Source organism: Bdellovibrio sp. HCB209 (assembly GCF_047306065.1).
Lineage (GTDB): Bacteria > Bdellovibrionota > Bdellovibrionia > Bdellovibrionales > Bdellovibrionaceae > Bdellovibrio.
Genome location: NZ_CP178618.1, coordinates 968,539 through 995,142 on the forward strand (window position 1 = coordinate 968,539; position 26,604 = coordinate 995,142).

The 26,604-nt window shown below is 43.9% G+C and carries 28 protein-coding genes; 16 read left to right on the forward strand and 12 right to left on the reverse strand.

The genetic code is table 11. From position 1 onward, the window contains the following. Positions 1 to 13 precede the first annotated feature (13 nt). Complete coding sequence (locus tag ACLVWP_RS04730) at positions 14 to 1,231, forward strand: cation:proton antiporter (protein ID WP_413560391.1); 1,218 nt, start codon at positions 14 to 16, stop codon at positions 1,229 to 1,231. A gap of 3 nt (positions 1,232 to 1,234) precedes the next feature. Here the strand turns inward: ACLVWP_RS04730 and ACLVWP_RS04735 are convergent, their stop codons facing one another. Then, the gene (locus ACLVWP_RS04735) at positions 1,235 to 1,684 is read right to left on the reverse strand and encodes a YaiI/YqxD family protein (RefSeq protein WP_413560392.1); all 450 of its coding nucleotides are present in this window, start codon (positions 1,682 to 1,684) and stop codon (positions 1,235 to 1,237) included. A gap of 102 nt (positions 1,685 to 1,786) precedes the next feature. Here ACLVWP_RS04735 and ACLVWP_RS04740 point away from each other — a divergent pair, with 102 nt between their 5' ends. Further along, the gene (locus ACLVWP_RS04740; protein ID WP_413560393.1) at positions 1,787 to 2,281 is read left to right on the forward strand and encodes a hypothetical protein; all 495 of its coding nucleotides are present in this window, start codon (positions 1,787 to 1,789) and stop codon (positions 2,279 to 2,281) included. On the opposite strand, the gene ACLVWP_RS04745 is transcribed toward ACLVWP_RS04740, so the two are convergent. Then, positions 2,282 to 2,974, reverse strand: coding sequence for a class I SAM-dependent methyltransferase (locus ACLVWP_RS04745; RefSeq protein WP_413560394.1), 693 nt, complete (start codon positions 2,972 to 2,974; stop codon positions 2,282 to 2,284). Between the two features lie 78 nt (positions 2,975 to 3,052). On the opposite strand from ACLVWP_RS04745, the gene ACLVWP_RS04750 reads away from it, so the two are divergent. The 5 genes from ACLVWP_RS04750 (at position 3,053) to ACLVWP_RS04770 (ending at position 7,966) form a co-directional block, all read left to right on the forward strand. Continuing rightward, positions 3,053 to 5,191 (forward strand): multicopper oxidase domain-containing protein, encoded by a 2,139-nt coding sequence (locus tag ACLVWP_RS04750; protein ID WP_413560395.1) that lies wholly within the window; start codon positions 3,053 to 3,055, stop codon positions 5,189 to 5,191. A gap of 105 nt (positions 5,192 to 5,296) precedes the next feature. After that, entirely contained in the window at positions 5,297 to 6,130 is an 834-nt protein-coding gene (locus ACLVWP_RS04755) for a TIGR02285 family protein (protein WP_413560396.1), read from the forward strand. Positions 6,131 to 6,195: 65 nt separating this feature from the next. Further along, the gene (locus ACLVWP_RS04760; protein ID WP_413560397.1) at positions 6,196 to 6,915 is read left to right on the forward strand and encodes a response regulator; all 720 of its coding nucleotides are present in this window, start codon (positions 6,196 to 6,198) and stop codon (positions 6,913 to 6,915) included. Further along, a complete protein-coding gene (locus tag ACLVWP_RS04765) occupies positions 6,912 to 7,589 on the forward strand; it encodes a response regulator (RefSeq protein WP_413560398.1) in 678 nt (225 codons plus the stop codon). The genes ACLVWP_RS04760 and ACLVWP_RS04765 overlap by 4 nt, the downstream gene beginning before the upstream one ends. Then, entirely contained in the window at positions 7,589 to 7,966 is a 378-nt protein-coding gene (locus ACLVWP_RS04770) for an Hpt domain-containing protein (RefSeq protein WP_413560399.1), read from the forward strand. Before ACLVWP_RS04765 ends, ACLVWP_RS04770 begins: the two co-directional genes overlap by 1 nt. Before the next feature lie 7 nt (positions 7,967 to 7,973). Here the strand turns inward: ACLVWP_RS04770 and ACLVWP_RS04775 are convergent, their stop codons facing one another. From ACLVWP_RS04775 to ACLVWP_RS04785, 3 genes are all read right to left on the reverse strand, one after another. Next, a complete protein-coding gene (locus tag ACLVWP_RS04775) occupies positions 7,974 to 8,882 on the reverse strand; it encodes an alpha/beta fold hydrolase (RefSeq protein WP_413560400.1) in 909 nt (302 codons plus the stop codon). 161 nt (positions 8,883 to 9,043) lie between these two features. After that, on the reverse strand, positions 9,044 to 9,676 hold the full coding sequence (locus ACLVWP_RS04780; protein WP_413560401.1) for a hypothetical protein: 633 nt from the start codon (positions 9,674 to 9,676) through the stop codon (positions 9,044 to 9,046). A gap of 140 nt (positions 9,677 to 9,816) precedes the next feature. Next, positions 9,817 to 10,812 (reverse strand): extracellular solute-binding protein, encoded by a 996-nt coding sequence (locus ACLVWP_RS04785; protein ID WP_413560402.1) that lies wholly within the window; start codon positions 10,810 to 10,812, stop codon positions 9,817 to 9,819. A gap of 146 nt (positions 10,813 to 10,958) precedes the next feature. On the opposite strand from ACLVWP_RS04785, the gene ACLVWP_RS04790 reads away from it, so the two are divergent. Together ACLVWP_RS04790 and ACLVWP_RS04795 are read left to right on the forward strand one after the other, a co-directional pair. Next, positions 10,959 to 11,759 (forward strand): hypothetical protein, encoded by an 801-nt coding sequence (locus ACLVWP_RS04790; RefSeq protein ID WP_413560403.1) that lies wholly within the window; start codon positions 10,959 to 10,961, stop codon positions 11,757 to 11,759. 10 nt (positions 11,760 to 11,769) lie between these two features. Then, a complete protein-coding gene (locus tag ACLVWP_RS04795; RefSeq protein WP_413560404.1) occupies positions 11,770 to 12,393 on the forward strand; it encodes a flavin reductase family protein in 624 nt (207 codons plus the stop codon). Between the two features lie 6 nt (positions 12,394 to 12,399). Here ACLVWP_RS04795 and ACLVWP_RS04800 read toward each other — a convergent pair whose 3' ends face one another. After that, complete coding sequence (locus ACLVWP_RS04800) at positions 12,400 to 13,905, reverse strand: MFS transporter (protein ID WP_413560405.1); 1,506 nt, start codon at positions 13,903 to 13,905, stop codon at positions 12,400 to 12,402. A 64-nt stretch (positions 13,906 to 13,969) separates the two neighbouring features. Between ACLVWP_RS04800 and ACLVWP_RS04805 the strand changes: the two genes are divergently transcribed. The 3 genes from ACLVWP_RS04805 (at position 13,970) to ACLVWP_RS04815 (ending at position 15,861) form a co-directional block, all read left to right on the forward strand. Continuing rightward, entirely contained in the window at positions 13,970 to 14,521 is a 552-nt protein-coding gene (locus ACLVWP_RS04805; RefSeq protein ID WP_413560406.1) for a TetR/AcrR family transcriptional regulator, read from the forward strand. 90 nt (positions 14,522 to 14,611) lie between these two features. Further along, positions 14,612 to 15,361 (forward strand): ParA family protein, encoded by a 750-nt coding sequence (locus ACLVWP_RS04810; protein WP_413560407.1) that lies wholly within the window; start codon positions 14,612 to 14,614, stop codon positions 15,359 to 15,361. A gap of 62 nt (positions 15,362 to 15,423) precedes the next feature. Continuing rightward, positions 15,424 to 15,861, forward strand: a complete 438-nt coding sequence (locus tag ACLVWP_RS04815; RefSeq protein WP_413560408.1) for a hypothetical protein — start codon at positions 15,424 to 15,426, stop codon at positions 15,859 to 15,861. Between the two features lie 66 nt (positions 15,862 to 15,927). Here the strand turns inward: ACLVWP_RS04815 and ACLVWP_RS04820 are convergent, their stop codons facing one another. The 6 genes from ACLVWP_RS04820 to ACLVWP_RS04845 all read right to left on the reverse strand — a co-directional run bounded on the left by ACLVWP_RS04820 (position 15,928) and on the right by ACLVWP_RS04845 (position 21,746). After that, positions 15,928 to 16,377, reverse strand: a complete 450-nt coding sequence (locus ACLVWP_RS04820) for a hypothetical protein (protein WP_413560409.1) — start codon at positions 16,375 to 16,377, stop codon at positions 15,928 to 15,930. 101 nt (positions 16,378 to 16,478) lie between these two features. Beyond that, a complete protein-coding gene (locus tag ACLVWP_RS04825) occupies positions 16,479 to 17,501 on the reverse strand; it encodes a methionine synthase (RefSeq protein ID WP_413560410.1) in 1,023 nt (340 codons plus the stop codon). A 25-nt stretch (positions 17,502 to 17,526) separates the two neighbouring features. Further along, on the reverse strand, positions 17,527 to 18,564 hold the full coding sequence (locus ACLVWP_RS04830) for a DUF1852 domain-containing protein (protein WP_413560411.1): 1,038 nt from the start codon (positions 18,562 to 18,564) through the stop codon (positions 17,527 to 17,529). A gap of 480 nt (positions 18,565 to 19,044) precedes the next feature. Continuing rightward, positions 19,045 to 19,650: a pyridoxamine 5'-phosphate oxidase family protein gene (locus tag ACLVWP_RS04835; protein WP_413560412.1), complete on the reverse strand. Its 606-nt coding sequence runs from the start codon at positions 19,648 to 19,650 to the stop codon at positions 19,045 to 19,047. A gap of 10 nt (positions 19,651 to 19,660) precedes the next feature. Further along, the gene (locus ACLVWP_RS04840) at positions 19,661 to 20,413 is read right to left on the reverse strand and encodes a class I SAM-dependent methyltransferase (protein ID WP_413560413.1); all 753 of its coding nucleotides are present in this window, start codon (positions 20,411 to 20,413) and stop codon (positions 19,661 to 19,663) included. 106 nt (positions 20,414 to 20,519) lie between these two features. Beyond that, positions 20,520 to 21,746: a hypothetical protein gene (locus ACLVWP_RS04845; RefSeq protein WP_413560414.1), complete on the reverse strand. Its 1,227-nt coding sequence runs from the start codon at positions 21,744 to 21,746 to the stop codon at positions 20,520 to 20,522. Between the two features lie 265 nt (positions 21,747 to 22,011). Here ACLVWP_RS04845 and ACLVWP_RS04850 point away from each other — a divergent pair, with 265 nt between their 5' ends. The 4 genes from ACLVWP_RS04850 (at position 22,012) to ACLVWP_RS04865 (ending at position 26,594) form a co-directional block, all read left to right on the forward strand. Continuing rightward, on the forward strand, positions 22,012 to 22,929 hold the full coding sequence (locus tag ACLVWP_RS04850; RefSeq protein WP_413560415.1) for an alpha/beta hydrolase: 918 nt from the start codon (positions 22,012 to 22,014) through the stop codon (positions 22,927 to 22,929). Next, the gene (locus ACLVWP_RS04855) at positions 22,901 to 23,134 is read left to right on the forward strand and encodes a hypothetical protein (protein WP_413560416.1); all 234 of its coding nucleotides are present in this window, start codon (positions 22,901 to 22,903) and stop codon (positions 23,132 to 23,134) included. The genes ACLVWP_RS04850 and ACLVWP_RS04855 overlap by 29 nt, the downstream gene beginning before the upstream one ends. 100 nt (positions 23,135 to 23,234) lie before the next feature. Then, positions 23,235 to 24,107 carry a DUF1837 domain-containing protein gene (locus ACLVWP_RS04860; protein WP_413560417.1) on the forward strand — a complete coding sequence of 291 codons (873 nt, stop codon included), beginning with the start codon at positions 23,235 to 23,237 and terminating at the stop codon, positions 24,105 to 24,107. Next, the gene (locus tag ACLVWP_RS04865; RefSeq protein WP_413560418.1) at positions 24,108 to 26,594 is read left to right on the forward strand and encodes a DEAD/DEAH box helicase; all 2,487 of its coding nucleotides are present in this window, start codon (positions 24,108 to 24,110) and stop codon (positions 26,592 to 26,594) included. Positions 26,595 to 26,604: the final 10 nt, after the last annotated feature.

The window sequence follows — 26,604 nt, forward strand, 5'->3', positions numbered from 1 at the left end:
GTATTCTCGGGGCATGACATTTTTAATGCCCAGCTTTTTGACTCTGTTGATCGTTATCGCCGTTGCCAGATTTTTCGGAATGATCTTTCGTAAGATCGGTCAGCCTTCGGTTATGGGCGAGGTTTTGGGTGGCATTATCCTAGGTCCCTCTGTGGTTGGGTATTTCTTCCCCGGTTTTACGGCTTCCGTATTTCACGGCGATGCCATGGTCTTTCTTAAACACATCGCTGAGATCGGAATCACGCTTTATCTTTTTGTGATGGGCTTAGAGATGGATCTGCCTCGTTTGCGCCACTCTGCCAAATCTGCTGTGTTGGTTTCGCAAATGAGCATTATTATCCCATTCTTGTTGGGATTGGGACTCGCGTATCAAATCTATTCTGGTTATGCCCCAGAGGGTATCGGTCATTTGGAGTTTTCGCTATTCATTGGCGTATCTTTGTCGATCACGGCATTCCCAGTTTTAGCTCGAATCTTAGCAGACTCTCGTTTGCATAAAACTCGGCTTGGTGATCTGGCCTTAACCTGTGCGGCGATTGATGACATTACGGCGTGGTGTTTGGTGGCTGTGGTCACAGGACTATTAAATGCCTCAATGAGTGGAGCAGGGATTACGATCGTTTTGACGATTGTTTATGTTTTAGGAATGATCTTGGTCATTCGTCCTTTGATTGAAAAGTTCCTACCTCGCTTAGAAAAATCATCAGAGCGAGTTCCTCAAGCTTTGCTCGCGGTCGTCGTGCTGGGGGCTTTAGGTTCTGCGACGATCACGGATCTTATTGGTATCCATGCGTTCTTTGGGGCTTTCTTATTCGGTGCGATCATTCCTCATGGCAGTTTAACTGCGAAGGACGTCACCGATCGCTTACAGGACTTTGTGGCGATTTTATTTTTACCAGCGTTCTTTGCCTTAACAGGGGTGAAAACTCAGCTGGGACTTATATCGGGTGCTGAACACTGGATGCTTTGTGGGGTGATCATCTTGCTTGCGATCTTGGGGAAATTCGGGGGAGCATTTGCAGCGGCAAAGCTTTCCGGAAACTCTACTAAAGATTCAACTATCTTAGGTCTTTTGATGAACACGCGTGGTTTGGTGGAATTGATTGTCTTAAATATCGGTCTCTCTGTGGGAGTTTTGACGCCGACACTATTCACGATGCTTGTGATTATGGCATTGGTAACGACGTTTATGACGGGGCCTTTGTTAAAGCTTGTGGATCGTAAGCTTTAATTTCTATCCGCGCTTCAGTTGCTGAATCACTTGATCCAATGTGCTTAAAAACTTAGAGCGATCTTTTTTATCCATGGGGGCGGGTCCACCGCGAACTTCGCCCATATGTCTTAGGTTCTGCATGAGTTCCCTTGTCGCAACGGCTGATCCGATACTGTCTTCGGAAAACTCAATACCTTTGGTGCCAATAGCTCTGACTTGTTTTTTCACGCAGCGTTCGGCTAATAAAATATCTGCGGTGATAACGATATCGCCTTTTTCAGCGTGCTCGACAATCCAGTCATCAGCCGCATCAAAACCTGAAGACGCCACCACCATCTCAATGCGCGGATCGAGTGGTACATTCAAATACTTGTTGGCAACAACGAAAACCTTTAGTTGGTAGCGCTCGGCTACTTTGTAAGTTTCATCTTTAACAGGGCAACCGTCGGCATCGATGTAAATATTAAGCATGGTTTATAGTATCTCATGCCCCATGATTGAAAAAGTCCTTTAAAAGACAAATTTAGGTCTTCAATGCAGATTTTCGAAAAGTTTTAAGTTATGATCTAAACAATGATGGAACACGTTTTAGACAATCTTTTGTGGATCGAAGAATTATTGCCACCCGGGTATGACTGTGTGCCTAAACATGGCGGTATGGCTTATTACTTTGATATGAAGCTTGTTCTTATTTTGGTCGAGCGCAGAGGCCTTTACGAACACAAAGGTGTCAGTTATCCTTTTGAGCTTTGGAATGGCGCGATTTTTCCGATTGAAAAGAAAGCGCAGAATGCCTTCTTTCTAAAATATCTATTTTTAGAAAATCACCCGGCAAATAAAGATTGGCTTTATATTCCGGCTGAGTCCGAGGATTTTGAAGATCAAGTCAAACAGTTGATACGTGAAATCGTAAAGGGAAATCCTCTCTTGGGATTGCCTGTTAAGTTTGATGTTCCTGCTGAAGATAAACCTGCGTCAGTGAAAAAGAAAAAGGCTTCAAAACCGAAGCCTCGTGCGACCAAGAAAAGTGAAAACGCTTATTTCCTTTCTATCGCTAAAAAGAAATAGTTAAGTCGTTTTCTGACCGTACCAACCACAAATCATGAGTGCTTGGAAAAACCTCACTGGAAGATCAATGCCACTTTGGTGCATCAGTATCTCAGTCTCCTGCGGAGGAAGCACTGTTAGAATATCTTTAAGAGTCGTTGGCAGTGTCGCCAATGATTCAGGAGTTGCTCCCATCAATGTTTGAACTCCTTCCCAACCTTTAAGCATCGCCGGGAACTCAGGGGAGTTCAGATCAAAACTGATTTCTGCATTCACCACATAGCCACCTTTACGAACTCGGTCAGAGATATGTTGAAAGAAGTTTTGTCGTTCGTCGCTCTTGATGAAGTGAGCAACCAACATGCTAACTGCCGCATCGAAACCTTTTTGAGGAAGATCTTGAATAAAGCCATGAACGAATTCACAGCGACTCTCAAGTCCTGCTTTTTTCATACGTTCGCGGCAAACATCAAGCATATTGAGGGAGGGATCAATTCCCACAAAGGTCCATTGCGGAAAGGCTTGGGCGAGTGAAAGAATCTCCGCCCCAGTACCAACTCCCACGCATAAAATTTTTGAATTCGCAGGAAGGTCTCTGAGGACAAGTGTCGTCAGAAAGTGCATGCAGTCTGAGATGCGATTCAATTTGCTATTTCTTTCGTCGTAGCGTTCAGCGGCTTCTTTGTTAAAAAAATCAGGTGCTGGCTTATTCATTCTGAGATTGTACGATAGGGACGCTCGGGTGTTAACTATCTTTGTCACAAAACTCAAGGTTAGGTCCTATTAAAGAGTATGAAGCAAAATATCTTAAAAACCATCGTGAGCTTGTCTGTATTCCTTCTGACTTTGTCTTCCTATGCGAAGACCGTTCGTTATGAACTGACCATTGCGCAGCAAAAGGTGAATATCACTGGTAAGGAAGTTGATTGGGCGATCACGGTGAACGGCGGAATCCCAGCTCCGACCTTGGAATTTACTGAAGGCGATGATGCCGAGATCACAGTCATCAATAAACTCGATAAAGAAGAAGCCTCGGTTCACTGGCACGGTATTTTGCTGCCTCCTGAAGAGGACGGTGTAGCGTATTTAAATACTCCGCCAATCTTTGCTGGGAAATCTAGAACTTTCAAATTTAAGATCCGTCAGCATGGTACGTACTGGTATCACTCGCACACAATGCTTCAAGAACAGAAAGGTGTGTTCGGTGCTTTTATCATTCATCCCAAAAAAGAAACCATCAAAGCTGATAAAGAAGCCGTTGTTGTAATCAGTGATTGGTCTGATGAAAATGCCGATCAAATCATGAAGAATTTAAGAAAAGACGGCGATTACTATCTTTATAAAAAGAATTCGATTCGTTCGATCTTTGGAGCAGCGAAAGCGGGTGGTCTAAAAACCTATTACTCGAATGAGCTAAGCCGCATGGGTGGCATGGACCTGTCTGACGTCGGTTATGATGCGTTTCTAATTAACGGCAAAAAAGATTCGCAACTCTTGATGGCTCATCCGGGGGAGACAGTCCGACTTCGCATTATCAATGCAGGGGCTTCAAGTTACTTCTATGTTTCATTGGGAGATGTTCCGATGACGGTTGTCTCTGCGGATGGTATCGATATTGAGCCTATTTACGCGAAAGAACTTTTAATGGGCATGGCTGAAACCTACGATGTTTTATTCACAGTTCCTGAACATAAAAACTATGAACTTCGTGCGACCGCTCAAGATGTCACCGGATATGCCTCGGCATGGATTGGTATGGGCGAGAAGGTGCCGGCGCCAAGTAAAGTAGTTCCTGATCTTTACGCTCCGATGAATCATGGTGATCACGGTGCTCACGCAGGTCATGGATCTCATACTGGTCACTCTGCTGCGCAGGCAACCGAAGTTGATCATAGTGCTCATGGGGACTCACATAGTGAACATAACCACGGAGCTCATCATGGGCATTCGATGCCAGCCGTTGAAAAACCAAAAGACGTCGTTGAAACGTTGACGGTCGATAAGCTGAAAGCCAAAGAGTCCACGGTCCTACCTAAGAACGCCAAGGTCACTGAACTCAAATTAGTTCTTGGCGGCGATATGGAAAGATACGTTTGGCATATCAATGGAAAGGCGATTCACGAGGATAAAAACATCATGGTGAAAGAGGGCGACGTTGTTCGTTTTACTTTCGTCAACGAAACGATGATGCATCACCCGATGCATCTGCATGGACATTTCTTCCGAGTGATTAATGAAAATGGCGATAAGTCGCCTCTAAAGCACACGGTCGACGTAGAGCCCATGGGAGCTCGCACGATTGAGTTCTATGCGAATGAACCAGGCCAGTGGATGCTTCACTGTCATAATCTTTATCACATGAAATCTGGTATGGCTCGCGTGATCAAATATGAAAGCTTTAAACCAAGTCCCGAGATGGCACACTGGGAGCATCATGATCCACACGGACATGATCATTGGTATCAGACAGGAAGCCTGCAAGCGGCAACGAATGTTATCGAGGGCAAGTACAAGCTCATGCAGACTTGGAATGAATTCGAAGTCAGAGCTGAATCAAGAAAAGATGAAGACTGGCATGGCGAAGGTGATTTCTTTTATCGTCGTTGGAAAGACAATTACTTAAACTTTGTTCTGGGTGCAGCTGCGGTTGACGATGATTACCGGGGTGTTGTCGGTGTAGGCTACCTATTGCCATTGTTAGTAGAGACAAACCTTCTGGTTGATCACAAAGGAAAGCTGCGAGTGGATTTAGAAAAGCGCTTTCAATGGATCAGCACAGTTTATTCCGATATCGAATATCGCTGGCGCCAAGATGAAGAGCTGGACAGTGAATTGGGTGTCTCTTTAATGTACGCAAAATCTTGGAAGTGGGCCGCAGGTATCAGATACACGGGTAAAAGTTTTGGTGTTGGACTGCAATATCAGTTTTAGCTCCCTGCTCTCGATCCCGACTTAACGCCAGTAAACATCTAATTGTTGTTATTGCGAACGTTGTAAGGTGACCAAACTAGCCGAAGTCGTTACATTGTTATCACAATGAAAGTTAAATCAATCTCTCTGATTATCGCTATGCTGAGTGGTCAAATCGCTTTGGCCACTGAGTCTGATAAAGCCATCACCTGGATGCAATGGGATGATCCTCCTATTTTTATTATGGAAGGTCCTTTCAAGGGGCAGGGTCTGCTGGATCGTGTGCAAGAGGAAATGGAAATCCATTTGCCTAACTACAAACACACAAAATCTGAAGCAACGGTTCTGCGTGTCTTACAAGAGGCTGAAAAGAAATCTCCAACTTGCAATGCAGGATGGTTAGAGACACCAGAATGGAAAGACGCATTTCATTTTTCAAAAACAGCCTTCGTTATTCCTGCAAATGGCATCTTGCTGAAAGAAAGTAAGCTTAAGGAAATTACCTCGCTAAAACCGTACTCTCTGCAAAAAATCTTGGATGGAAAGCCGAAATGGAAATTGGGAGTAGGGCGCCTTTATGGAGAGGGCATCGATGCTGTTCTGTTTAAGAACAACTATCAGAAAAATGAAAAAGTAATCACCGTTCCAACCAGTTTAAGAATTCATCAGATGTTACAGAGTGATCGGATTCAATATACCTTGGGTTATCCATTCGAGGCGACTTACTATAATGAGCTCTTAAAAACGAAAGACAAAGTTGTCTATGTCGATTTGACGGACAACAAGGACTTCGTCACCGTGCATGTGGCCTGTTCAAAGAGCCCTTGGGGCAAAAAAGTTATCGAAGACGTGAACAAGGTTCTTGATGACGCCAACGTTCGCAAAAGAATCGACCAAGGAGTTGATCGCTGGCTCATGAAAAGCGACCGAGATCGCTTACTAAAAATCCGTGCGATTTAGCACAAAATTTCTTTTAAAGGCGGAAAATCGAGGACTGTAGGGCTAAATTTAGATGAGAAGGTTCTATGAATACACAGCCCCAGTTTTGCGCTCTTATAGTTGATGACCAGATCGACAGTACCATGGTTTTGAAAACCATGATGGAGAACCGTGGGTTCAAGTGTTATCACGCTCTCACAGCCGAAGAAGCTACCAAAAGAATCGAAGAAGTCCTGCCGCATTTATTAATCGTAGACGTGAACTTGGGTCCCGATATCAGCGGCCTTGAGTGGTTGGTCGCTGTTCGCAAAGGTGTCTATGGTTTTATTCCGGCCGTGATGCTAACGGGCTCGGGTGACGAAACCACCGTGAAGGACTCGATGCAATTAGGCATCTACGACTATGTGATTAAGCCTTCCAATGCATCGATCTTAGATAAAAAAATCACATCGTGGATTCAACGCTTGAAGGAAGGTGTTTATCGGCTTGATGCGGAACAGATGCCTATTCCCGTTGAAGCCTCTTTTGATATGCAAATTCTTGCGATCAGCGAAACGGGCCTTTGTGTGGCGGGAGTGGTTGCAAATGCAGAGCCACTGACTTTTACGAAAGTATCGAGCCCTTTGTTTCAGGGCATTGATGTAACTCAACCACAAAGAATTACATTCTTAAATTATGAAAAGAACCCGGCAGGAGCCATTAACAATCCTATTCGTAACTTTTGCCAAGTGAGTGGATGGACTGAGCCTGATTTTAAACGCATTCGTCTGTGGATTCGTAGTAACGGTTTAGGGAGGAACTTTTGAAATCCGATAAGACCGTTGTTGTTATTGTTGAAGATGCTCCGGATCAGGTGGCTTTGCTATCGGGATACCTGCGTGCGCAGAATCAAGAAGTCGATATTTTAAGCTGCCCTTCGGTGAAGGAAGCTAAAGAGCTTATTGAAAAGACCAAACCTAAGATGGTGATCTTAGATTTGGTGCTTGTAGATGGCTCTGGTGAAGAGGTTTTAAAGTTCATTAAAGAAACTCAGCCGAATATTCCGGTGTTAGTTGTAACGGGTGATCGTAACGAAGAAACCCTGACTAGACTCTTTGATATGGGTGCCCATGACTATATTATTAAACCTGTCGATGATTTGATTTTCCGCTCCAAAGCGCGCTCTCTTTTAAGCTCCAGATATATTTCTCCGTTAAACTTCTTAGGACGCAGAGATGGTCTCGGCACCTTAAATATCAGAACTGATATGAAGATCTCTAAGATGGATGAAAACGAAGCTATTTTGATTTCTCCCTTTCACGTGGCTCCAGGCGGGCAATTCACTTTGAATTTTCCTGGTGTGAGTTTGCAAGTTCGTGTGCGCTCTTATCAGTCATTGCAAGGGCAGGGGACATTCAGGCTTGAATGTCAGGTCGTCGCTAAAAGTGTGACAAATCCTATCGAACTACGCCGAGCTCTTAAGCAGCAAGTAGGTCTGTAATGAGTTCCTCGGTGATTGATAAGTCTGTTTGGAATGACCTTCGCGAGTTTGAGAAGGCTGAAGGTGCAGAAGGATTTTTTGAACAGCTTTTAAAAACTGTTCTTGAATCATCCAGAGGGCAAATGGACGGATTAATAAAATCATCTGATGCGGCAGACCCTAAGAAAACACATTATTATGCGCACACTCTTAAGTCGACATCGGCATCGTTAGGCGCCAAGGGCTTGGCGGGTTATCTTGGGATGGTTGAAAAGGGCTGTAAAGAGGATCCGCCGATCATTAATTTCGATGCGATCAATGCGGCTAAGGATTTGTACGAGATCTTTATCAAAGAAGTCCAAGAAGAATACGACCGCATTCAGAATGCGGCCGTATAGTTAAACTCTAGTGGGCAACTTCCCAAATAAAGCTTTGAAGGATCGCGATAAATTTAGTCGGGTACTCCCACTGGATCGCGTGACCTGCGTTTTTCACTTTGATGATTTTATTCTTATAAAGATTCGGAATTGATGGAGCCAAGGCATCTAGGAATGCCATGCGCACAAATGCTTCTTGCTCACCCAGAACGATTGCCACTGGGATTGTGCTATTTCTTACGATAGCAACTTCATCTTGGAATGTCGGGTCGTTGCCGATAACCGCATCAAGAACTGCTTGGCGCGTGGCAGGATCTGCTCTCAAACCATCAGTTAAAAAGCTGCTTGAGAAATTCGTATAGTTTGGTCTAAAGAACGCAGTGATATAGTCATTTACTTGCGCGTTCGTTAGATTTGGATTTGTTCCATAAGTCACCGTGATGCCAGCATAGCTTTCACTTGGTGCTAAGAATGCAGATGGCAATGTTGGATCAACTCCCACAGGAGCCGTGCCGAATACAAAGACACCTTTTAGTTGTGGCAATGAAGTGGAAGCTTGCAAGGCAAGGTCTCCGCCCAAGCTCCAGCCGACTAGGATACCTTTATTCGCACCAGTGACTTGAGCCACCTTAACGATCGCGCCTGCCTGGTGACCAATGCTGTAGGAAGCATAGTTGTCTGACTTGCCGTAACCTGGCAAATCCATTGCGATCACTTTGTGGTACATAGCCCAAGGTGAAGTCATGATTTTTTCAAATGAATTAGCAGAAGACGTGTTGCCGTGAACTAGCAAAACAGCGGGGCCGTGTTTTCCTTTACTTTCATAGACAGCTACTTTGCCGCCATTATAGTTCACGTAACGTTTAACTTTGAGAGCAGCGAACGAGGTGTTGATTTGAACAAAGAACAGCAAAAGAACAAGCGATAGTAATTTCATGTTAGAACTCCTTTAAGTCATGAAAACTGACGCGAGTTTATCGGAGTAAACAGAATTTACTGAAGTCTGGTTTGAAAGGCAAAAGAATATACCGTGGACAGTTCAGGTTAAAAGAAGGCAGCACGGGAAACTGCCCTCTTTCTCTTTTAGTTATCGATTTCTTAGAAGTTCACGCCAACGTATAGGTCAGCAGTGCTGTAAGATGTATCCGTATCGATTTCGTGAGCAGAGAATGTATTGCGGTAAGCAAGACCAATGCTCAACTCTTTAAGTACAGCGTACTCTACACCCACACCGACTTGGGCACCAACATCAAGATATGATGTGTTGTCTGATGGTGGAGAGTTCACAAGGAATGCCAAACCTACAGGGATGATCCATGGATTTAGTTTTCCGTCCATGAACGACACTTTATATTTTGGCGCAACAAGCACCGTTAATCCGGAAACAGTCACTTCTTTCGTCGTTGCTGCTCCTAGTAGCACTGAACTTGCTTGAGTTACTTTTTTCTTAGAGAAGTGAGAGTAGTCCACCATGATCTCGCCCAAAAGATCACCGGGTCCCAATTTAGGTAGCAAAGGTAGATTTAAACCTGCACCTACGTTCCAACCATCTTTGTCATCATTGCGAGTCGTTGCACCGCCAGCATCTGTGAACACTTGGCCGCCACGGTCATTGGCTAGGCTTGATTTACCATAGTGGAAAAATACTTGGCCACCTTCAGCAAAGGCTTGTGAGCCAGCCACCATAAGAACTGCGATAATAGCTTTTTGAATTCTGTTTTTTGTAAACATGTTGTCTCCTGTTTGATCTTTTATTGAATCAAGATCGCGAGGAGCATCTCACCGCTAAATTTCGGCGGGCATGATGGACGTCATGTAATTTTTGAAATGAGAGGGGGGAGGAGTATCCTCCTCCCAGGATTGAAAAGTGATTACTTGTAACCAGCTTTTTCAAAGATCGCTTTTGTCTCAGCGGCTTTAGCGCCGACAACGCCAACGTTCGTTAAGTCTCTGTGGAATGGACCGAAATCAACAAGTTCTTTAACCAATTCTGCTTGTTGGTTTACTGGATACTGATAGAAACCAGCAGCAACAGGGGCTTGAACTTCTTTAGATGTTAGGTACTCAAGAAGCAAAGTCGCTTCAGGGATATTTTTTGTGTGTTTCGTAAGAGCCACACCCACACCGTTTAAGTGTGTGCCTGTAGTATTTTGATTTGCAAAAAACGGTCTTACTGGGAAGTTAGGATCAGCTTTGATAAGCGGAGCCAAGTAGTAAGTGTTAGCGATACCAACATCACATTTGCCTTCAGCGATAGCCTTCAAAAGATCTGTGTCACCTTTGATCGGATCCATAGAGAAGTTATTCACCCAAGAAGACAAAATGTTTGTCGCTTGTTCAATACCGTCGTGGATCAAGAATGAACCAGCAAGGGCTTGGTTGTAGTTGCTACCAGAAGTACGAACGCAAAGACGTCCTTTCCATTTCGCGTCTCCCAAAGCTGCGTATGTAGAAAGCTCGCTCGGAGAAACTTTGTTCTGGTTATACATGATTGTGCGGGCACGGTAGAAAATCAAAAACCATTGATTACCTGGAGAGATAAATTGAGCAGGAACATTTTGAGCGATCGTTGCTGAGTTAAAGCTTTGGAACACATCTTGGCGTTGAGCTTCAGCTAGGAACACGATGTCTTTATCAAGGTAAACGTCAGCAGGAGACGACGCGCCTTCTTGTTTTAGGCGTTGAGTCAGTTCAGCACTGCTTGCCATGTATTCAACTTTAACGTTGATGCCAGTGCGGTCAGTGAATGGCTGGAAAATTGGAGCCAGGCGATTGCCATCGTACACGGAATAAACCGTCAATTCGTTGGTTGCGGCTTGGGTTTGAACTGCCAAAAGCAAAGCACCAAGTGTCAGAAGCATTTTCATGCAAGAGTCTCCTTATGGTTATTAACGTTTGCATGCTTATAAGGGACGGTCTGAGAAATCGCAAATTTTGGTGGCAGAGGTTTTCTGTTGATTTTCATTTGAACCCATTTAGGCTTTAAATAAATCACAGGCTTTTGGGGAGTCATATGAATCGAGTCATTTCTACTTTGTTTTTAACTATTGTTATCTTCTCGTCCGCGGCTCATGCAGAGGCGGTGAAGGATAATTCCTTCTTAATCGAAGAGGCCTACAATCAAGATCCAGGGGTGGTTCAGTTCATCAATGGCTATCAATATCTCGATCCTGCGCATGAGTGGATGTACACGTTCACAAATGAACTTCCTGCTCCCAATAAGACTCATCAATTTTCCTATGTGATTCCGATTTCAAAAAAATCGGGCACTGAGGATCAAACTAATATCGGTGATGTAGCGCTTAATTATCGCTATCAACTATTGGACGATGAGCGTATCGCAATGGCTCCGCGTTTTTCTTTGATTGCTCCAACCGGTGATTACAAGAAGGGTTTCGGCAATGGTGTCGCGGGATTTCAATTTAACCATGCAGTTTCGGTTAAAGTCAGCGATAAGTGGTCTAATCACTGGAACGTCGGGTTCACTTACACTCCTGATGCAAAAAATGAAATGGGAGAGAAGGCTTCGTTGGTTGGTTTTAACTTCGGTACCAGCGTTGTTTACTACTGGACAGAAAAAACAAATTTTCTGTGTGAGTTCGTTTTCAACAATAACGAAGAGGTTGCGGGCGACGGTATGAAGTCAGCATCTTCAACATACTATATCGTTCCGGGGATTCGTGCTGCTTATCAAGTGGGTGAGGATCTTGAGATCGTTCCAGGGATTGCTGCGATGTTGGGCGTAGGTCCATCGGCGGAGGAGCATGAGCGCGGAGTTTATGCTTATCTTTCCTTTGAATCGAAACTCTGGTAGCCTTGGTGGCATGTCACAGAATGAATATCACAGCTTTGATCTAAAAAATGGCTACGGACTTCCACACGACCCGCTGAATTCTTTGGTGGGTCCTCGTCCAATCGGATGGATTTCAAGTCAGGGGAGTGACGGTTCTATTAATCTCGCTCCCTACAGCTTCTTTAATGCCTTTAACTACAAACCACCGATTATTGGGTTCTGCTCGACAGGCCCTAAGAATACTTTGCGCAATATTCAAGAGACCGGCGAATTCGTTTGGAATTTGGTGACTCGTCCCTTAGTGGAAAAAATGAATCAGACAAGTGCTCCCGTTCCTTACGGCACGGATGAATTCGAGCTAGTGGGGCTTGCTAAGACTCCAAGTATGCTTGTGAAGCCACCACGTGTAAGTGAAAGCTTAGTGAGCTTAGAGTGCAAGCTCACGCAAATACTTCAGCTAAAGACCAAAGAGGGAAATGACGTGACAAGCTGGTTGATCTTGGGTGAGGTCATCGCTGGCCACATTCATCACTCTACGCTGAAACAAGGCATTTTCGACACCTTCAGCGCAGGCGTTGTACTGCGTGCAGGTGGCCCAACGGCTTATTCCGAAGTCTTACCCGAAACCCGTTTTGATTTGCACCGACCTACCTAAGAAATTTCATAAATCTTTTTTAGCTCTGTTGAGTAGAATAAAGACGGCGATGCCGATAAGAGTGATCATCACTCCAGCCGTAATCAAAACATTCTGATGGGCAGCTGAAAAAGCTGTCCTTGCTGCAGAACGGATTGCTTCAGCGGTGCTGGCATCGAACTCATTTGCTGCGATCATCGTATCACCAATGGTCAGCGTAGCTTGTCGGCTCAGGTTATTGAAAATCTCAGGCGATTGTGTGATCGCATGTCTGTAGCTCGCTGACATCAATAGTCCGAAAGCAGTAATCCCAAGTCCCATTCCGAGTTCATAACCAACTGCCTCAATTGAACCAGCTGCTCCCGCTTTTTCTGGCGGGGCTGCATTCATAATTGCGATAGAAGAAGCCGTCAGTCCAATTGCAAGAGACAACCCCATAATAAAGAGTGCGGCAATAATGACAATTCCCACTGAAGCAAAGCTCGCGGCAGAGAGCGTGAAGAGACAAGCGGCTGAAACCAGCAAGCTCGTCGTCGCGACAAGTCTCACGCCGAATAAACCTACAAGGTATCCAGAAACGGGGCCACCCACAGCGGTCGCAATCATCAGTGGCAGCATGACAGAGCCTGCCTCAAGGGGAGTTTTATTAAAAACAAACTGAATCTCTTGAGCGATAGTAAACTCAACTCCAGCCATGGCTCCTGAGACAATCAAAGCGAGAAGTAGTCCCACGCGGATTTCTAATTTTTTAAATAGTTCCAAATCTAGCAGGGGATTTTCTGAAGTCTTCTGCTTTCTGAAAAGAACATAGAGAATCACAAGTCCGAAGGTCATAGCTCCGAAAACTTCAACGGCATTGAAGTCAGCCTTAAACCCTGCTTTGACGGCATAGATACAACTGATCAATCCGACGATTAACATCAGTGCCTGATCAAATGCCCATTTCCCAGAAGTTCGATTTACTGATTTAGGATAAGTTGCAAATCCCAGAGGTAAGATTATTAAAATCAACGGAACATTAATCAAGAATACATAAGTCCAAGAAAAATGCGTCAAAAGATAACCACCCACTAACGGACCAATGGCACCGCCCGCGGCACCCACGGTGCTCCAGGCTCCTAAAGCCAAAGCGCGCTCTTTCTCATCTTCAAAGGCGATACGAATGACTGACAAAATACTTGGCATAATCATCGCGGCACCAATGGCTGTCGTAGCTCTGGCTACGATCAGGAAGTTTGCTGATGTTGCAAATGAAGCCACGATAGAGGCGATCAAAAAAATCAGTAAACCTGACAGGATCATTTTTCTGCCGCCGAATCTGTCGGCAAGGGTTCCCATCGGGATCAGAAGACCCGACATCATCAATGCATAGATATCAATAATCCAAAGAACCTGCGTGCCACTGGCTTTAAGAGCCGTCGTCAGAGTAGGGATCGCCACATGCAGAGTTGTCATGTTGATAACAACAGGAAGGCTCGCAAGAAGAGCCGCAAAAAGAACTAACCATTTATTGTTTTTAAGACTGTGTTCCATAATATTTTGACATCATACCTACCGTCCGGTATGTTTGTAAAGTAACTATAAAAAATGGGTAAAAATGAAAACGAAAAATCCCGCAAAGAGAAAGAAAGACCCCGAAAATGTGAGGCTCGCCTTACTTAAGGCCGCAACAAAGCTTGCAAGTGAGCAGGGGGTCCCCGCTATCACTCTAAGCTTAGTTTCGGAAGAAGCAGGGGTTACAAAGGGCGCTCTTTTTCATCACTTTGAGAACAAGCATGCGTTGATCGCGGCCATGGCCGATTTTTTAACCGAGCGACTGGATGAAGAGATTGATGCGGCAATCGCTAAGGATCCAGTTTCCTACGGAGTTTTCACGCGAGCTTATGTGCAAGTCACTTTGGATTTGCACAGTGAGTATGGAAAAGCCTTTTCATCGTTGCTATTGTCTGAATCTGATTTGTCATCACTAGGTGGTGATTGGTACGGAAAAAGATTAAAACGACACGCAAAAACGGACTCTGATCCAAAACTTGAAATTGTCAGATATGCAGCTGATGGCGCATGGCTTGCTGCCGTTACCAACTACAACGCGAAGATGGATATTGGTAAGATTAAGAAAAGACTCATCGAGATGAGTCGACCGACCTAGACCTTTGACTTGAATTTGCTTCCTCAAATCTCTTGTGCTTCAATATAGGCTAACGCTGGCCTAAAGTACTGGCATCTAAAGAGGTGATTTATGGGATCAATCGTAGCATTCATCAATCAAAAAGGCGGAGTCGCTAAAACTACGACAGCAATCAATGTAGCTGCGCAATGGGCTCACAACGGCAAAAAAGTTTTGCTAGTTGATTTGGACCCGCAATCCTCGGCAACTCGCTCTATCTTTGGCGATATGGATTTTGAAAACACAGTGTATGATGTTTTGACAGGTGAGCTCAATGCTCAAGATGCTGTGGTTAGATCCGACGTTTTCGGCTTCGACGTGATTCCATCTGAAATTATGCTTTCAGGTATCGAAATCATCCTGGCTTCAAAATTTGGTCGCGAAAGTATTTTGAAACGCGGTCTTGCTGAAATCAAAGAACAGTACGACATCATCGTGATCGATTGCTCACCATCGTTGGGGTTGCTAACGGTGAATGCATTGATTGCATCTAAAGACATCGTGATTCCAATTTGCCCAGAGTATTTCTCTTTAAAAGGTATCGAGTTGATCCTTGAGACTTTGAAAAACATCCACCAGGGCTTGGGTCATAAAATTGACGTGCGTGGGATTATCATTTCTAAATACCGCAATCGTAAGATTGTCGAAAAAGTTATCAATGACCTTCGCACGAACTACACAATCCCAGTGTTTAACAACTACATCCCAGATTCTATCGTAGTCGAGGAAGCGCATCACAATCACAAACCGATGTTGCAATACTCTCCAAGAAATCCTGCGGGCCAAGCTCTGGCTAACCTTGCTGTGGAAATGTGGGCGTAGGCAGTCTGAACCCCTTATTCGTAGACTCAACAAAACCCATTGGTGATAAGGTCGTCACCAATGTGGAATTGTTGTCCATCGTGCTTCACGATGGTGATTCTGTATTTTTTGAAGTCAGTGATGAATATGGATTCCAGCAGCGCTTTGCCTTAAAGGCTGTGGAAACAAAAAAGTCAGTTAAGTATACAGCCGAAGTTTGGCTCAAGTATCAACATGAAATCCAATATCGCTTTGTGATGGTGAACGCCGGAGAAGAAGTCTTTGCTTCCGCGACACAAACCGCACGGGCAGGTCACATTATCTCTGATAAATGGGCACCGACGTTTAAACCCGATGCAGTTCGCGAGAAAAAAGCCAAACGTCCTCAGCAACCGCGCGGGGAGGCAGCTGCTGCCGCCGTACGCGAAGTAAAAGCTCAACGCGAAAACCTGCGACATAAACCACTTGGTCAGCAAAACGTGCTGTCGCAACTAAAATCATTGATCGACGATTTACTGTAGTATTTGCGGCAAAAAAAAGGGAGCCTTGGGTGACCAAGACTCCCGAAATAGATACTGTAAAACAGTTTACTCCGCTGGGAGTTGCTCAACTGGGTAAAGACCAAGTGCATTTGCCTCTTCAGTCGACATATCGAATTCTGGATACAAGCCTTTAGACATTGTACAAACCACGTCTACGTTGGCGTTACCTTCAGAAGTGTTCGCGTACAAAGTTCCTTCGTAGGATCTTGATGAGCGATCAAACTTAGCTTCTAAACGACCAGAAGCACCGTCACCTGTTGCTGTTGCGAGGATGTATTGGCCTTCTTGAACATCACTTGAAGTGACTTGCATTGCGATTTGTTTGCTAGATCCGCCACTCACAGTGATAAGGATGTCACCAACGATTTGGTTGCCAGACGTCGTCGCATCAGCTTTGAATTTGTACCAGTAATAAGAACCTTCGCAGTGGATTTGCGCAGCCTGCGCCAAGCCACCAACCAATAGAATAGCACCAGTCAAAAATAGACTTTTCATAAACCCCTCCATGAACATACATAAAGGGTGACTGGACTAGAGTAAAAGGTCAAAGAAAGGTCATGACTCTGCGCTCAATGAACGCAGAGTTTCATCAGATATTAGAATTCTTTACGGACGATTTCGGCACCGGCACTTAATGCAGCTAACTTGCCTCTTGCCACCGAACGAGCTAGAGGTGCCATACCGCAATTTGTGCACGGATAGAGTTTATCTGCGTCTACATACTTAAGAGCTTTGCGAATCGTATCGGCAACTTGTTCTGGAGTCTCAATCGTGTTGCTTGCAACGTCGATTGCACCCACCATCACTTTTTTGCCACGGATCAGTTCAATAAGTTCCATCGGCACATGAGAGTTATGGCATTCCAGTGAGACGATGTTGATGTTGGATTTTTGCAGCAATGGGAAAGTTTCTTCGTACTGGCGCCACTCTGATCCTAGAGTCTTTTTCCAGTCATTATTGGCTTTAATTCCATAGCCATAACAGATATGCACTGCGGTTTCGCATTTAAGACCTGCGATGGCTGTCTCTAAGGCTGCGACACCCCAGTCCTTAACTTCATCAAAGAACACATTAAATGCGGGTTCGTCGAATTGGATAATATCCACGCCAGCCGCTTCAAGTTCGCGGGCTTCTTGGTTTAAGATTTTCGCGAATTCAAAAGCCAGTTTTTCACGGCTCTTATAGTGTTTGTCAGAAAGTGTGTCGACCATGGTCATCGGACCTGGCAACGCCCATTTTAAAGTTTGCTTGGTTTGCTTGCGTAAGAACTTAGCGTCCTCGACGAAAACGGGTTTTTGGCGGCTGACGGCGCCGACGACTGTAGGAACGCTCGCTTCATAGCGATTGCGAATTTTAACGGTTTCGCGTTTATCAAAGTCAACGCCATTAAGGCTTTCGATAAACGTCGTCACAAAATGTTGGCGCGTTTGTTCGCCGTCTCCGACGATATCAAGACCTGCGTGAAGTTGCTCTTGCAAAGTCAGACGTAAGGCATCTTGTTTTCCTTCAACTAGTTGATCGCCGTCTAATTTCCATGGCGACCATAGTGTTTCAGGTTGAGCAAGCCAAATAGGCTTAGGAAGGCTTCCAGTCGTCGAGGTAGGGAATAGTCTTTTCATAGTACGTCCTTTGGTATTTATTAAATTAACTAGCGTATTGAGCGGCCCATTGATCGAGAATTGTTTGGTAAGGTCTAATGAAATGCTCCTCCACAAACTTTCCTTGTTCGATAGCTAGGCGGCTTCGTTCTTCGCGGTCATAGATAATTCGAGTCAGAGAGTAGTCTTGGTGCTTTAAGCTTGGTTGAAACAGTTTTCCTGCGGGTGAGTTCGCATTGTAAATCTCGGGGCGATAAATCTTTTGGAAGCTTTCCATCGTGCTAATGGTGCTGATAAGTTCAAGATCCGTGTAATCACTCAATAGATCGCCAGAAAAATAGAAGGCCAAAGGAGCAACGCTGTTCGCTGGCATGAAGTAGCGAACCGTTAAGCCCATTTTTTTGAAGTATTCATCAGTCAAAGAATATTCGTCTTGCAAGTACTCAAAACCCAATACCGGATGTTGGAGATCAGTGCGGCTATAGGTTCGGGTGCTTGAGACACTCAGGCAGATGATTGGTTTTTTCTTAAAATGATCTTGATATGTTTTAGAGTTCACAAAACATTTAAAAAGCTTTCCGTGCAGGTCGCCGAAATTTTCTGGAGTACGGAACTTAGGCTGATTTTTGTTATGCTCTAAAAGCAAGACACTGAAGTCATAGTCTCGCACATAGGATGAGAAGTTATTTCCGGCAATGCCTTCAATGCGCTCGTTGGTTTTGCGATCGATAATATTTGTTTTTAAGATCTCAATTAAGGGAAGTGCATCATCGCTTTTCTCGTTGGCGATATTCATCTTAACACTGATGATTTCGAGTTCGACGGCATAACGATCACCCTTAGCATTGTCGTTCGTTGCCAAGGTGTTGAAACGATTGTTGATCATCGTTAATGCATTATGCAGGTTCTCTTGACGGTTGCTTCCTCGCGCTAAGTTCGCAAAATTAGTGGTAAGGCGCGTGTTATCTGAGGGGCAGTAGTTTTCATCGAAGCTTGTGCTTTTAATGGTAAACGTAAAATCCTTGTTCCTGCTGTCGGCAGGAGCAAGCCCCAAATGCGCCGATTTGACAGAAGCTGTCGTCATAAAAAACCTCTTCCTTTGGGAAGTCCCAAAAGCTCAATTCGTTGTGCCGGATTTACCTGATTGTAGAGAGTGGGCTTAGCTGAACAGCTATAATAGTATGCAAGAAAAAGTATAGACCACGAGTGTGGGAGTTTTCCCGCGCTTTAGCTGTTTTTCGCCCGCAAGCTGCTTTCAAATCGGCGTTTAATACCTGATCAATATCGCGCAAATATTGTTGGTGCGCAACTTTTATTTCGGAAAGGCAGTCTCAAGTTTCTTTCAAATAGTATGGTGAGCTCAGAAGTCGTTTAATTTCCGAAGCATATCGCTCAATCATTAAGTATTCGGATATTAGGCTTATCCCATAATAGTATGGTGCTCTCTCGCTTTGAGATTTTCATATATAATCAAAAATTTGTTGTCCAATACGAGACGGGAAAATGCACGCATCATTTATCTTGAGTCATTGCTCTATACGGACGATGCGTGTCTAGGGACTCTTTATTTTTTAGACAAGAGTTGTGCTTCGAGCTCTTTAATTTTTTGTTGCAAGGGTGCTACGGCGCTTTGAATCTCTTCAGCAGTCCATCGGGGAGTAATATGTTGCGGGCAATTCCAGTCGTAAGCTTCAACGTGGATAACGAAGCCTCGTTCTGTTTTTGCTTTATAATCTTGAGGGACTAATTTAGCCATCAATTCAGGGTCCGAATTGGAGTCAATCGTACGGGCCGTGCCTAATATTTTTAGACGTGCTTGATTCGGATAATCCATTAAGATTAGGGCGACACGGGGATTGCGAGTTAGATTCCCAGTACTGATGTATTGGCGATTTCCTGCGAAATCTGCAAAGCCAATTTCGCGCTCAGAAAGTACTTTCAGGAAACCTTTGGGACCACCACGATGTTGGACATAGGGCCAATCTGTTTCAGTGACTGTAGACATGTAAAACGTATCTCGCTCGCCAATAAAGCGAATTTCATCGGCAGTCAGGGCTTCGTTTTCAGTAAGGCCGGATTCCCATCTTGCGTAGGTTTTCCGGCTGCCCATTAAATTCTGGATTTCTTTAACTGAATTAGTGAAAGCGATTTGTTGAAAAGCGTTGGCCATGAATGGTTCTCTATTTCTTTGGTTTCACAAAACGATAGACGAACTGATCTGTTTTACCTTTGATCTTTGGATCAAAGACGTTCAGCGTGTGATCTTCGTTAGATTTAAGAACAGTGCTTTCACCGTCAAATTTAAATCCGGCCTCTTCAAGTTCTTTTCGGACCATTTTAGGATCAATGCGGTGAAGTTTAGCGTCTTCCTCAAGTGTAGAGCCTTCTTTAGCAACGTGATCGATCACGATATAGCGTCCACCGGGTTTTAGCATTTTGAAAACCATTTTGTTAAAGGCTGCGATGTCTGTATAGATAAATTCTTTGATACGAAGGTCGTGATAGTTTTGCGAAGTGAAAAATACATCAGCGCTTGCCGCTGGTTGTTCCAAAACTGGGATGACTAGTGAAGTGACGTTATCAAGTCCCTTAGGAAGTTCTTGGGCTGTTTCCACGATTTTAAACTTATTGCCTTCAAGTTCTTTTGGAGTCGCCAAAATCACTTTGCCTTTAGGGCCAACAACACTTGAAAACAGGCGAGTGTAGTAACCACGTCCTGGCAAGAACTCGACGACTGTGTCGCCGGATTTTACTTGAGAGAACTTTAGGATTTCTGCTGGATGTCTGTGAGCATCGACTTCTTTGTCTGTCGCTGGTCTTTGCGGATTTGAGATTGCAGTAGAAATAATATCTGTTTTCTCAGATGACTTAGCGAATGCGATCACTGATAGCGAGATAGATAACAAGGCTGCGAAATATTGTAGAGTGCTCATGAGTTCTCCTTGATGTATGCCTCAAACTTTAACTGGTTCGACTCATCCATCAAGGACTTTTCAAGATAAAGCTCCAAATACCTTCACTTTGACAATCAGTTCTTTACTAAGGACCTTTGAAACTCACAACACCGGCCTTACCTGTGTGCCCTGCGACGTCTGTTTTTAAATAGGACTTGGTGGGTTCGGTGCTGCTGATGACTGTGATCTCGCCACCGTTAACTTTACCCACGGCTGTAAGGCGTCCTGATAAAGTCATGCGCTTTGCTTCGAGTCGGATTGTTCCGGCATTGCCTCTGTCGTCGGAGGCATCCAATAACGGTGCTTTCGTGGAGATCTCGTTCACTCGACAGCGAAGCTCATCATCGGCTTTAGCATTGATAGTTCTTGCGGAAAGCTTCGTGTTTTCTCCGAACCAAACATCATCGGTAGAGTAGATGTTGATCGAGCCCTCTCGGCTAGCGACATTTCCATCGAGCCATAGCCATCCTCGGGCTTTGGCAGTGACTTGTAAGCTACCATCGATAGAGCCCTCCAGTAGTACGGGAGTTTGGCGGTCGTTGTTGTCGATATTCACATCAACATTGATAGTTTGAGCGATTATTTTAGCTCCGCTGCTATTGTTGATAACGGTGGCCTTGGTAACTTTATTTAGAAGCGACTGCTTTTTTGCGACAGTTCGAATTGAGTCCGGGCGGATGGCATTGTTGCTGACCGAATAGGTGAATGCCGAGGCCGTGACTAACGAGATATTATTGCCGCCAGCGAGTACGCTACCTTCATTTGAAATGCGGTCCCCAGCAATAGTGATAGATCCGTACCCTCTAGTGGTGATGACACCTTCATTTTCGATTTCACCCCAATAGTCTAAGACATCTTCAAATCTAAAATCATCAATTTGCCAATCGGATTCTTTCATGTCGGCGGTGGTGATTAGAACCGACGGAGCATCAATTTTAGCACCCGATTTTATACTGACTCCTTCCGGAGCGATGATGATGATCTTGCCGTTAGAGGATAGTTCGCCTCTTAAGTAAAGCATGTTCGGATTGACGTTATTAGAAAGTTCAACGGGGAGTCGCAAGATCATGACCGAGTTCTTAGATGGTTGATTGATCCTGACGCTTTCGGTTCCAAACACTGAAAAAGAAAAGAAGTCGATCAACGCACGATCACTCGAAGACTTGATAGTGATCTCTTTTTTAGTGCGGATAAAATTCACCGAACCCTCTTTAACGTCACCCTTCACATCGGGGTAGGTCCGAGGAACGCCGGGTTGAGTGTGTGCCGCGCTGGAAAATAGCATGATTGAGATAAGGATAAATTGTTTCATGTGTAGATTTTAACGACGGATCCCGAGGTGGGGCCACTTGTTTGAAAACACAATATTTGTGTCCAGCATGGTAGATGAGCATCTCCTACAAAGTCAGTCCTTTGTTTGATCCTTTTTGAGACGTTGTGATTTCATTTACTCTCCGTATATTCAGCTTAACAACGTGGAGTCGTAAGTCAGATGGATCACTAAAACCCCACTGTAAAACTTCTGGATATTGAGAGTGAGTTTGTCATTTGCTACCGTAATTGTCGGGGGTAGAGAGATGCGATTCACTTTATTATTTGCTTTGAGTTTTCTGATTTATCTTCCCAGTGCATTTGCCTATACGAGACTTCCTATCTGGCCAAGTAAGGTAGTATCAGGAACTAATACAGTTACGGATTTTAGTAAAGATCCGGCTGTAAAGAATCGTGCAGTAACAAACGTGGAATCGCCGGAGATTATTCACGTTCCGCCTGTTGGAAAAAGTAATCAATCTGCGATCCTCATCATTCCGGGTGGTGGGTATTCTTATATTATGGAAGATTCTGAAGGGCTGAATGTGGCAGAGTTCCTGGCTAAAAAAGGCTATACTTGCTTTGTGTTGCTATATCGTATGCCCAAAGGTGGATCTGATGCTAGGCGCACTGAAGCTTTTGCCGATGTACAGCGTGCGATGCGCGTGATTCGATCCATGGCCTCTCAGTACAAAATTGCTACCAATAAGATTGGCGTGATGGGTTTTTCGGCGGGGGGATACCTGGCAGCGAATATCAGCAACAATCCTGATGCTAACAACTATAGTGCGACGGATGGACATGATAGGGCTTCTGCGCGCCCCGATTTTACTGTGCTGATGTATTCGGTGCTTTCGATGAAAGACGGCATTACCCACAATGGCAGTCGTTCCGCGCTGTATGGCAATAATCTTAGCGACAGCAACAAACAACGTTATTCGCAAGACGCCATGGTTACTGCCAAGACGCCCCCCACATTCATTGTTCATGCGTTGAATGACTCTACGGTCGTAGCGCAGGGGAGTCTTGCGATGTTTGAGGCTTTACGCAAAAACAAGGTGCTTGTTGAAATGCACCTGTTTCAGTCGGGCACGCATGGCTTTGGTATCGCGCAGAATAGAGAACTTTCGGTGAGAAACTGGCCAAACCTATTTAGTGATTGGCAGTCGTTTCTGGGTAAGTAAAGGGAAGGCCGTGCAGGAATGCGCGGCCTTTTTTATTTCAGCTATCTGGCTTTTAAAGAATCGACAGGGCGTATTACCTGATTGGGCGCTTGCTGATGCTCCTGTGCATTTGGTTTACCAGAAGCATCTGTTCACACCACCGGAGGTTCAGGCGTTTGTGGCTTATATGGAGCCGGCGTTGAAGCCGTTTTTTGAGGGGATTTAAGGAGGCTGCGAGCAGCAGTTTGCATAGAATAAAGTCTAGTTTATTTATATTCGAATATCCAAATGATGCGATTGGAGTAAATGAGCACTATCTTTGAGAGATGCCTCTACAGAAATACGTAGCAGTTCGAGAAGAAGATTTCAATGAATGCTTCGAAACTTATTCCTTAAATTATACTTCGGACGGGGCTGCGCCTGTTAAAATAAATATGCATGCTCTAAAGCTAAATGAATTTAAGCAACCCTGCGCCAAGAGACTTAGCAAAAAAATCATTTACAGCTATCTAGTTCCCTACTGTTTAAAGGATGTAAAACGGAGTGGATCATCTAAAGGAGAGGTGGAGGTATGGGCGGAGGCTCGTGACCTCTTTCGGATGCAAAAGAAGACCGGAGAAGTCGGAGAGCTCATTTTATACTTTTTTGTTGAAGCTCTTTTGAAAGCCCCGCAGATACTTTGTAAAATGGGTCTCAAAACTAATGCCAATGATGAAGTTAAAGGCGCTGATGGGGTACATGCAATTTTGAGCGAAGATAGAAGCTTGCTAAAATTGTTTTTAGGCGAGGCCAAGACCTATCAAGATTTTGCGTCAGCCTTAAATAGCACATTTGAAAGTATCGAGTCGTTGGTGACTACAAAAAAAATCGATCACGAATATTTCTTAGTGTCTGAGCATTTCAGGATCCTAGATGCGGACCTTAAGGACACTATAGTTACGTTAATTGAGAAAAGGAATATAGAGCCAGTATTTGCATGTTTGATATCTTATGATGAAGATAAGTATACGAATATCGATTATATAAAAGATCATCCTAAATTTATGGATCAAATCTTCGCTAACTATGTTGCGAAGATTAATGCAAAAATTAACAGTGATATTTTATTTCAGCGGTTGGAATTTAACTTTTTTCTGTTGCCAACAGATTCGGTTGAAATTCTGCGCAAGGAATTTCTGGCGAGACTTGAAGGATCATAAATGCGTGAGAACTCAGAAAAAAGTTTGAAATTGTTGCAGTCCATGTATTTCAATAAAATTGCATTTAATATTGATCCGAATACGGACGAGATTGATGTTCAAAGGGTAATATCACTTGCCTCTTTTTTGTCTTCTATGGATGGTGATAGGGAAAAGCAGTTATCGTCAGATATACTATCATATTTGATTGAATTGCTGGGGACGAATCTTGAACCGTTTCGGGAAGAAATAATATATGTGCTTACCTCGCTTGGGCGTTTCCCGAGCATTTTGCAATTCAAGAATATTTTTGATTCTAAAAATGATCCAAATTTTTCTGTTGGGATGAGTTTGCAAATTCTTCGGAAAAGAATGGCGAATCGTTACGTGATTGGGGACAAACTAACGGTACATTTAACGGATTATCAGAACGAAATCGTGAATAGTTTGACAGAAAATGTCGGTATTAGTCTTTCGGCACCGACGTCGGCCGGTAAGACATTTTCACTCAATCTCGCCGTGCTTCAGCTATTGAGGGAGGGGAGAACGGCCGGCGTGATAGTCGTGCCGACAAGAGCCCTTATACGCGAGATGGTTAGAGAGATTAAAAATGTTACGAAGGACGAAGACAGAAATGTTTTGGTGCTAGGTGTTCCTGCCGAAGTTCGTATGAAGGAGAATGAGGCGGTTGTATATGTTCTGACACAAGAACGATTAAACTCATTGCTAGGCCTGCCGTCTGCGCCCGCTCTAACTTTTGCGATCATCGATGAAGCTAATGAGATTTCCAAAAGCAATCGGGGAATTCTTTTGGAAAATGTTATTTCGGAACTTATCTACAAAAATCCTAGTTTAAAACTGATTTTCTCCACTCCTTTGTGTGCGAATCCGGAAGTATATTGGGATATATTTAGTATTAAAAATAAGGTGAAAGATATTCCCACCGAGTACTCGCCTGTGACACATAATACATTTCTAGTGGAAAGTAAGAAAGGAACTCCGAGTAAGGTCGATGTATATTCGATGGGGCGCGATCGGGAGGTAAGTCCCATTGGAACCAGGGACTTGCCTGGTGAATTTAGAAACTACGGCCGGGTTACATCTGCGGTGAAAGCCTTTTCAAAAATTGAAGACGGAAGTGTTATTTACGCAAGCTGGCCTGATGAAGCTTTCAAAATAGCTAGAAAATTGAATGATACTTTGTCACTAAATCTTGATGATCGAGAAGTTAATGATATGGTGGACTTTCTAAGCTCTGAAGTCCATGAGGAATATGATTTGATTGACCTATTGAAGGGAGGAATTGGTGTCCACTGTCGGCAAATGCCCGATTTTGCAAAAGAATTCGTTGAAGATCTTTTCCGCAGAAAGAAAATAGGATACATAGTTTGTACCTCTACACTACTTCAAGGGGTGAATCTTCCCTGCAAAAATATTTTCCTACTGAAACCAAAAAGTGGGAAATTTCGCGATATGTCCGCCCACGATTTTTGGAATCTTTCCGGCAGGGCAGGTAGAATGTCGAATCATTTCATGGGAAATATTTGGTGTCTTGACACTTTGTCGTGGAGGAATACTCCCCATTTAAATGATAAGAAGGTTACCGTAAAAGATGCTTTTAAAATAGCGCTTGAAACAGATTCTAGTGAACTGGTTGAGTTTCTTTCGAATCCTGAGTCAAATCCGAATGAGCGATCATCTATCCCGCAGGCGGCGAATCGAATCGTTATCGACTACTATTTTTCAAATCAAAGCATTCATACAGATAAGTATAAAACAGTTTCCAACGAAACTAATCTAGTACAGATCGATAAGATGCGTGAGTCAGTTTTAAATAAAATTCGACTGCCTCCTGATATTATTCATAGAAATAGCGGCGTGTCTGTCTGGGCTTTGAATAGGATATTCGACTATTTGAATACACAACAGGATTTGACCAAATTTATTCCGAGAGCTCCATTTCAACCAGATTTTTATGAAAACTTGGTAAATATTTTTCAGGTTTGCTTCCAGGTGGTAAGGCGGCAGACGAACTTTTCTTACAAATATCATGCGGGTTTAGCGAATCGTTGGATGAAAGGAGAAGCATTCAAACATTTGTTATCTAAAGATAAAGCGGATCAAAGCAGAGCTTCAATTAACCAGCAAATCCAGAAATTGATCGAAGTTTTGGACGATGAAATTCGCTATAAGTATGTCCTTCATATTAAAGCTTTTACTGATGTTTTCGAGTTTGTCGCGAACAAAAAGGGAAAGCCTGAACTTCTTGAAGAAATTGCTCCATTACATGTCTATCTAGAAATTGGTGCGTCTGATCCAGTCATGGTGTCGCTGATGTCCCTTGGCTTGAGTCGGAGTTCTGCGGCGCGATTGAAAGACAATCCTGCCTTACGCCAAGCAAAATCAATGGATGCTATTATTGATGAAGTTAAAAGAATAAAGCCATTTGATTTGGAGTTGCCAAATTATTTGAAAGTGGAGATTGCTAATTTTATTAATAGGCTGTGATAAGCAATTT

Bases quoted from the DNA above. Each gene is read 5' to 3' on its own strand.
- ACLVWP_RS04730 (WP_413560391.1), top strand. From the start codon at position 14: ATGACATTTTTAATGCCCAGCTTTTTGACTCTGTTGATCGTTATCGCC.
- ACLVWP_RS04735 (WP_413560392.1), bottom strand. From the start codon at position 1,684: ATGCTTAATATTTACATCGATGCCGACGGTTGCCCTGTTAAAGATGAA.
- ACLVWP_RS04740 (WP_413560393.1), top strand. From the start codon at position 1,787: ATGATGGAACACGTTTTAGACAATCTTTTGTGGATCGAAGAATTATTG.
- ACLVWP_RS04745 (WP_413560394.1), bottom strand. From the start codon at position 2,974: ATGAATAAGCCAGCACCTGATTTTTTTAACAAAGAAGCCGCTGAACGC.
- ACLVWP_RS04750 (WP_413560395.1), top strand. From the start codon at position 3,053: ATGAAGCAAAATATCTTAAAAACCATCGTGAGCTTGTCTGTATTCCTT.
- ACLVWP_RS04755 (WP_413560396.1), top strand. From the start codon at position 5,297: ATGAAAGTTAAATCAATCTCTCTGATTATCGCTATGCTGAGTGGTCAA.
- ACLVWP_RS04760 (WP_413560397.1), top strand. From the start codon at position 6,196: ATGAATACACAGCCCCAGTTTTGCGCTCTTATAGTTGATGACCAGATC.
- ACLVWP_RS04770 (WP_413560399.1), top strand. From the start codon at position 7,589: ATGAGTTCCTCGGTGATTGATAAGTCTGTTTGGAATGACCTTCGCGAG.
- ACLVWP_RS04775 (WP_413560400.1), bottom strand. From the start codon at position 8,882: ATGAAATTACTATCGCTTGTTCTTTTGCTGTTCTTTGTTCAAATCAAC.
- ACLVWP_RS04780 (WP_413560401.1), bottom strand. From the start codon at position 9,676: ATGTTTACAAAAAACAGAATTCAAAAAGCTATTATCGCAGTTCTTATG.
- ACLVWP_RS04785 (WP_413560402.1), bottom strand. From the start codon at position 10,812: ATGAAAATGCTTCTGACACTTGGTGCTTTGCTTTTGGCAGTTCAAACC.
- ACLVWP_RS04790 (WP_413560403.1), top strand. From the start codon at position 10,959: ATGAATCGAGTCATTTCTACTTTGTTTTTAACTATTGTTATCTTCTCG.
- ACLVWP_RS04795 (WP_413560404.1), top strand. From the start codon at position 11,770: ATGTCACAGAATGAATATCACAGCTTTGATCTAAAAAATGGCTACGGA.
- ACLVWP_RS04800 (WP_413560405.1), bottom strand. From the start codon at position 13,905: ATGGAACACAGTCTTAAAAACAATAAATGGTTAGTTCTTTTTGCGGCT.
- ACLVWP_RS04805 (WP_413560406.1), top strand. From the start codon at position 13,970: ATGAAAACGAAAAATCCCGCAAAGAGAAAGAAAGACCCCGAAAATGTG.
- ACLVWP_RS04810 (WP_413560407.1), top strand. From the start codon at position 14,612: ATGGGATCAATCGTAGCATTCATCAATCAAAAAGGCGGAGTCGCTAAA.
- ACLVWP_RS04820 (WP_413560409.1), bottom strand. From the start codon at position 16,377: ATGAAAAGTCTATTTTTGACTGGTGCTATTCTATTGGTTGGTGGCTTG.
- ACLVWP_RS04825 (WP_413560410.1), bottom strand. From the start codon at position 17,501: ATGAAAAGACTATTCCCTACCTCGACGACTGGAAGCCTTCCTAAGCCT.
- ACLVWP_RS04830 (WP_413560411.1), bottom strand. From the start codon at position 18,564: ATGACGACAGCTTCTGTCAAATCGGCGCATTTGGGGCTTGCTCCTGCC.
- ACLVWP_RS04835 (WP_413560412.1), bottom strand. From the start codon at position 19,650: ATGGCCAACGCTTTTCAACAAATCGCTTTCACTAATTCAGTTAAAGAA.
- ACLVWP_RS04840 (WP_413560413.1), bottom strand. From the start codon at position 20,413: ATGAGCACTCTACAATATTTCGCAGCCTTGTTATCTATCTCGCTATCA.
- ACLVWP_RS04845 (WP_413560414.1), bottom strand. From the start codon at position 21,746: ATGAAACAATTTATCCTTATCTCAATCATGCTATTTTCCAGCGCGGCA.
- ACLVWP_RS04850 (WP_413560415.1), top strand. From the start codon at position 22,012: ATGCGATTCACTTTATTATTTGCTTTGAGTTTTCTGATTTATCTTCCC.
- ACLVWP_RS04860 (WP_413560417.1), top strand. From the start codon at position 23,235: ATGCCTCTACAGAAATACGTAGCAGTTCGAGAAGAAGATTTCAATGAA.
- ACLVWP_RS04865 (WP_413560418.1), top strand. From the start codon at position 24,108: ATGCGTGAGAACTCAGAAAAAAGTTTGAAATTGTTGCAGTCCATGTAT.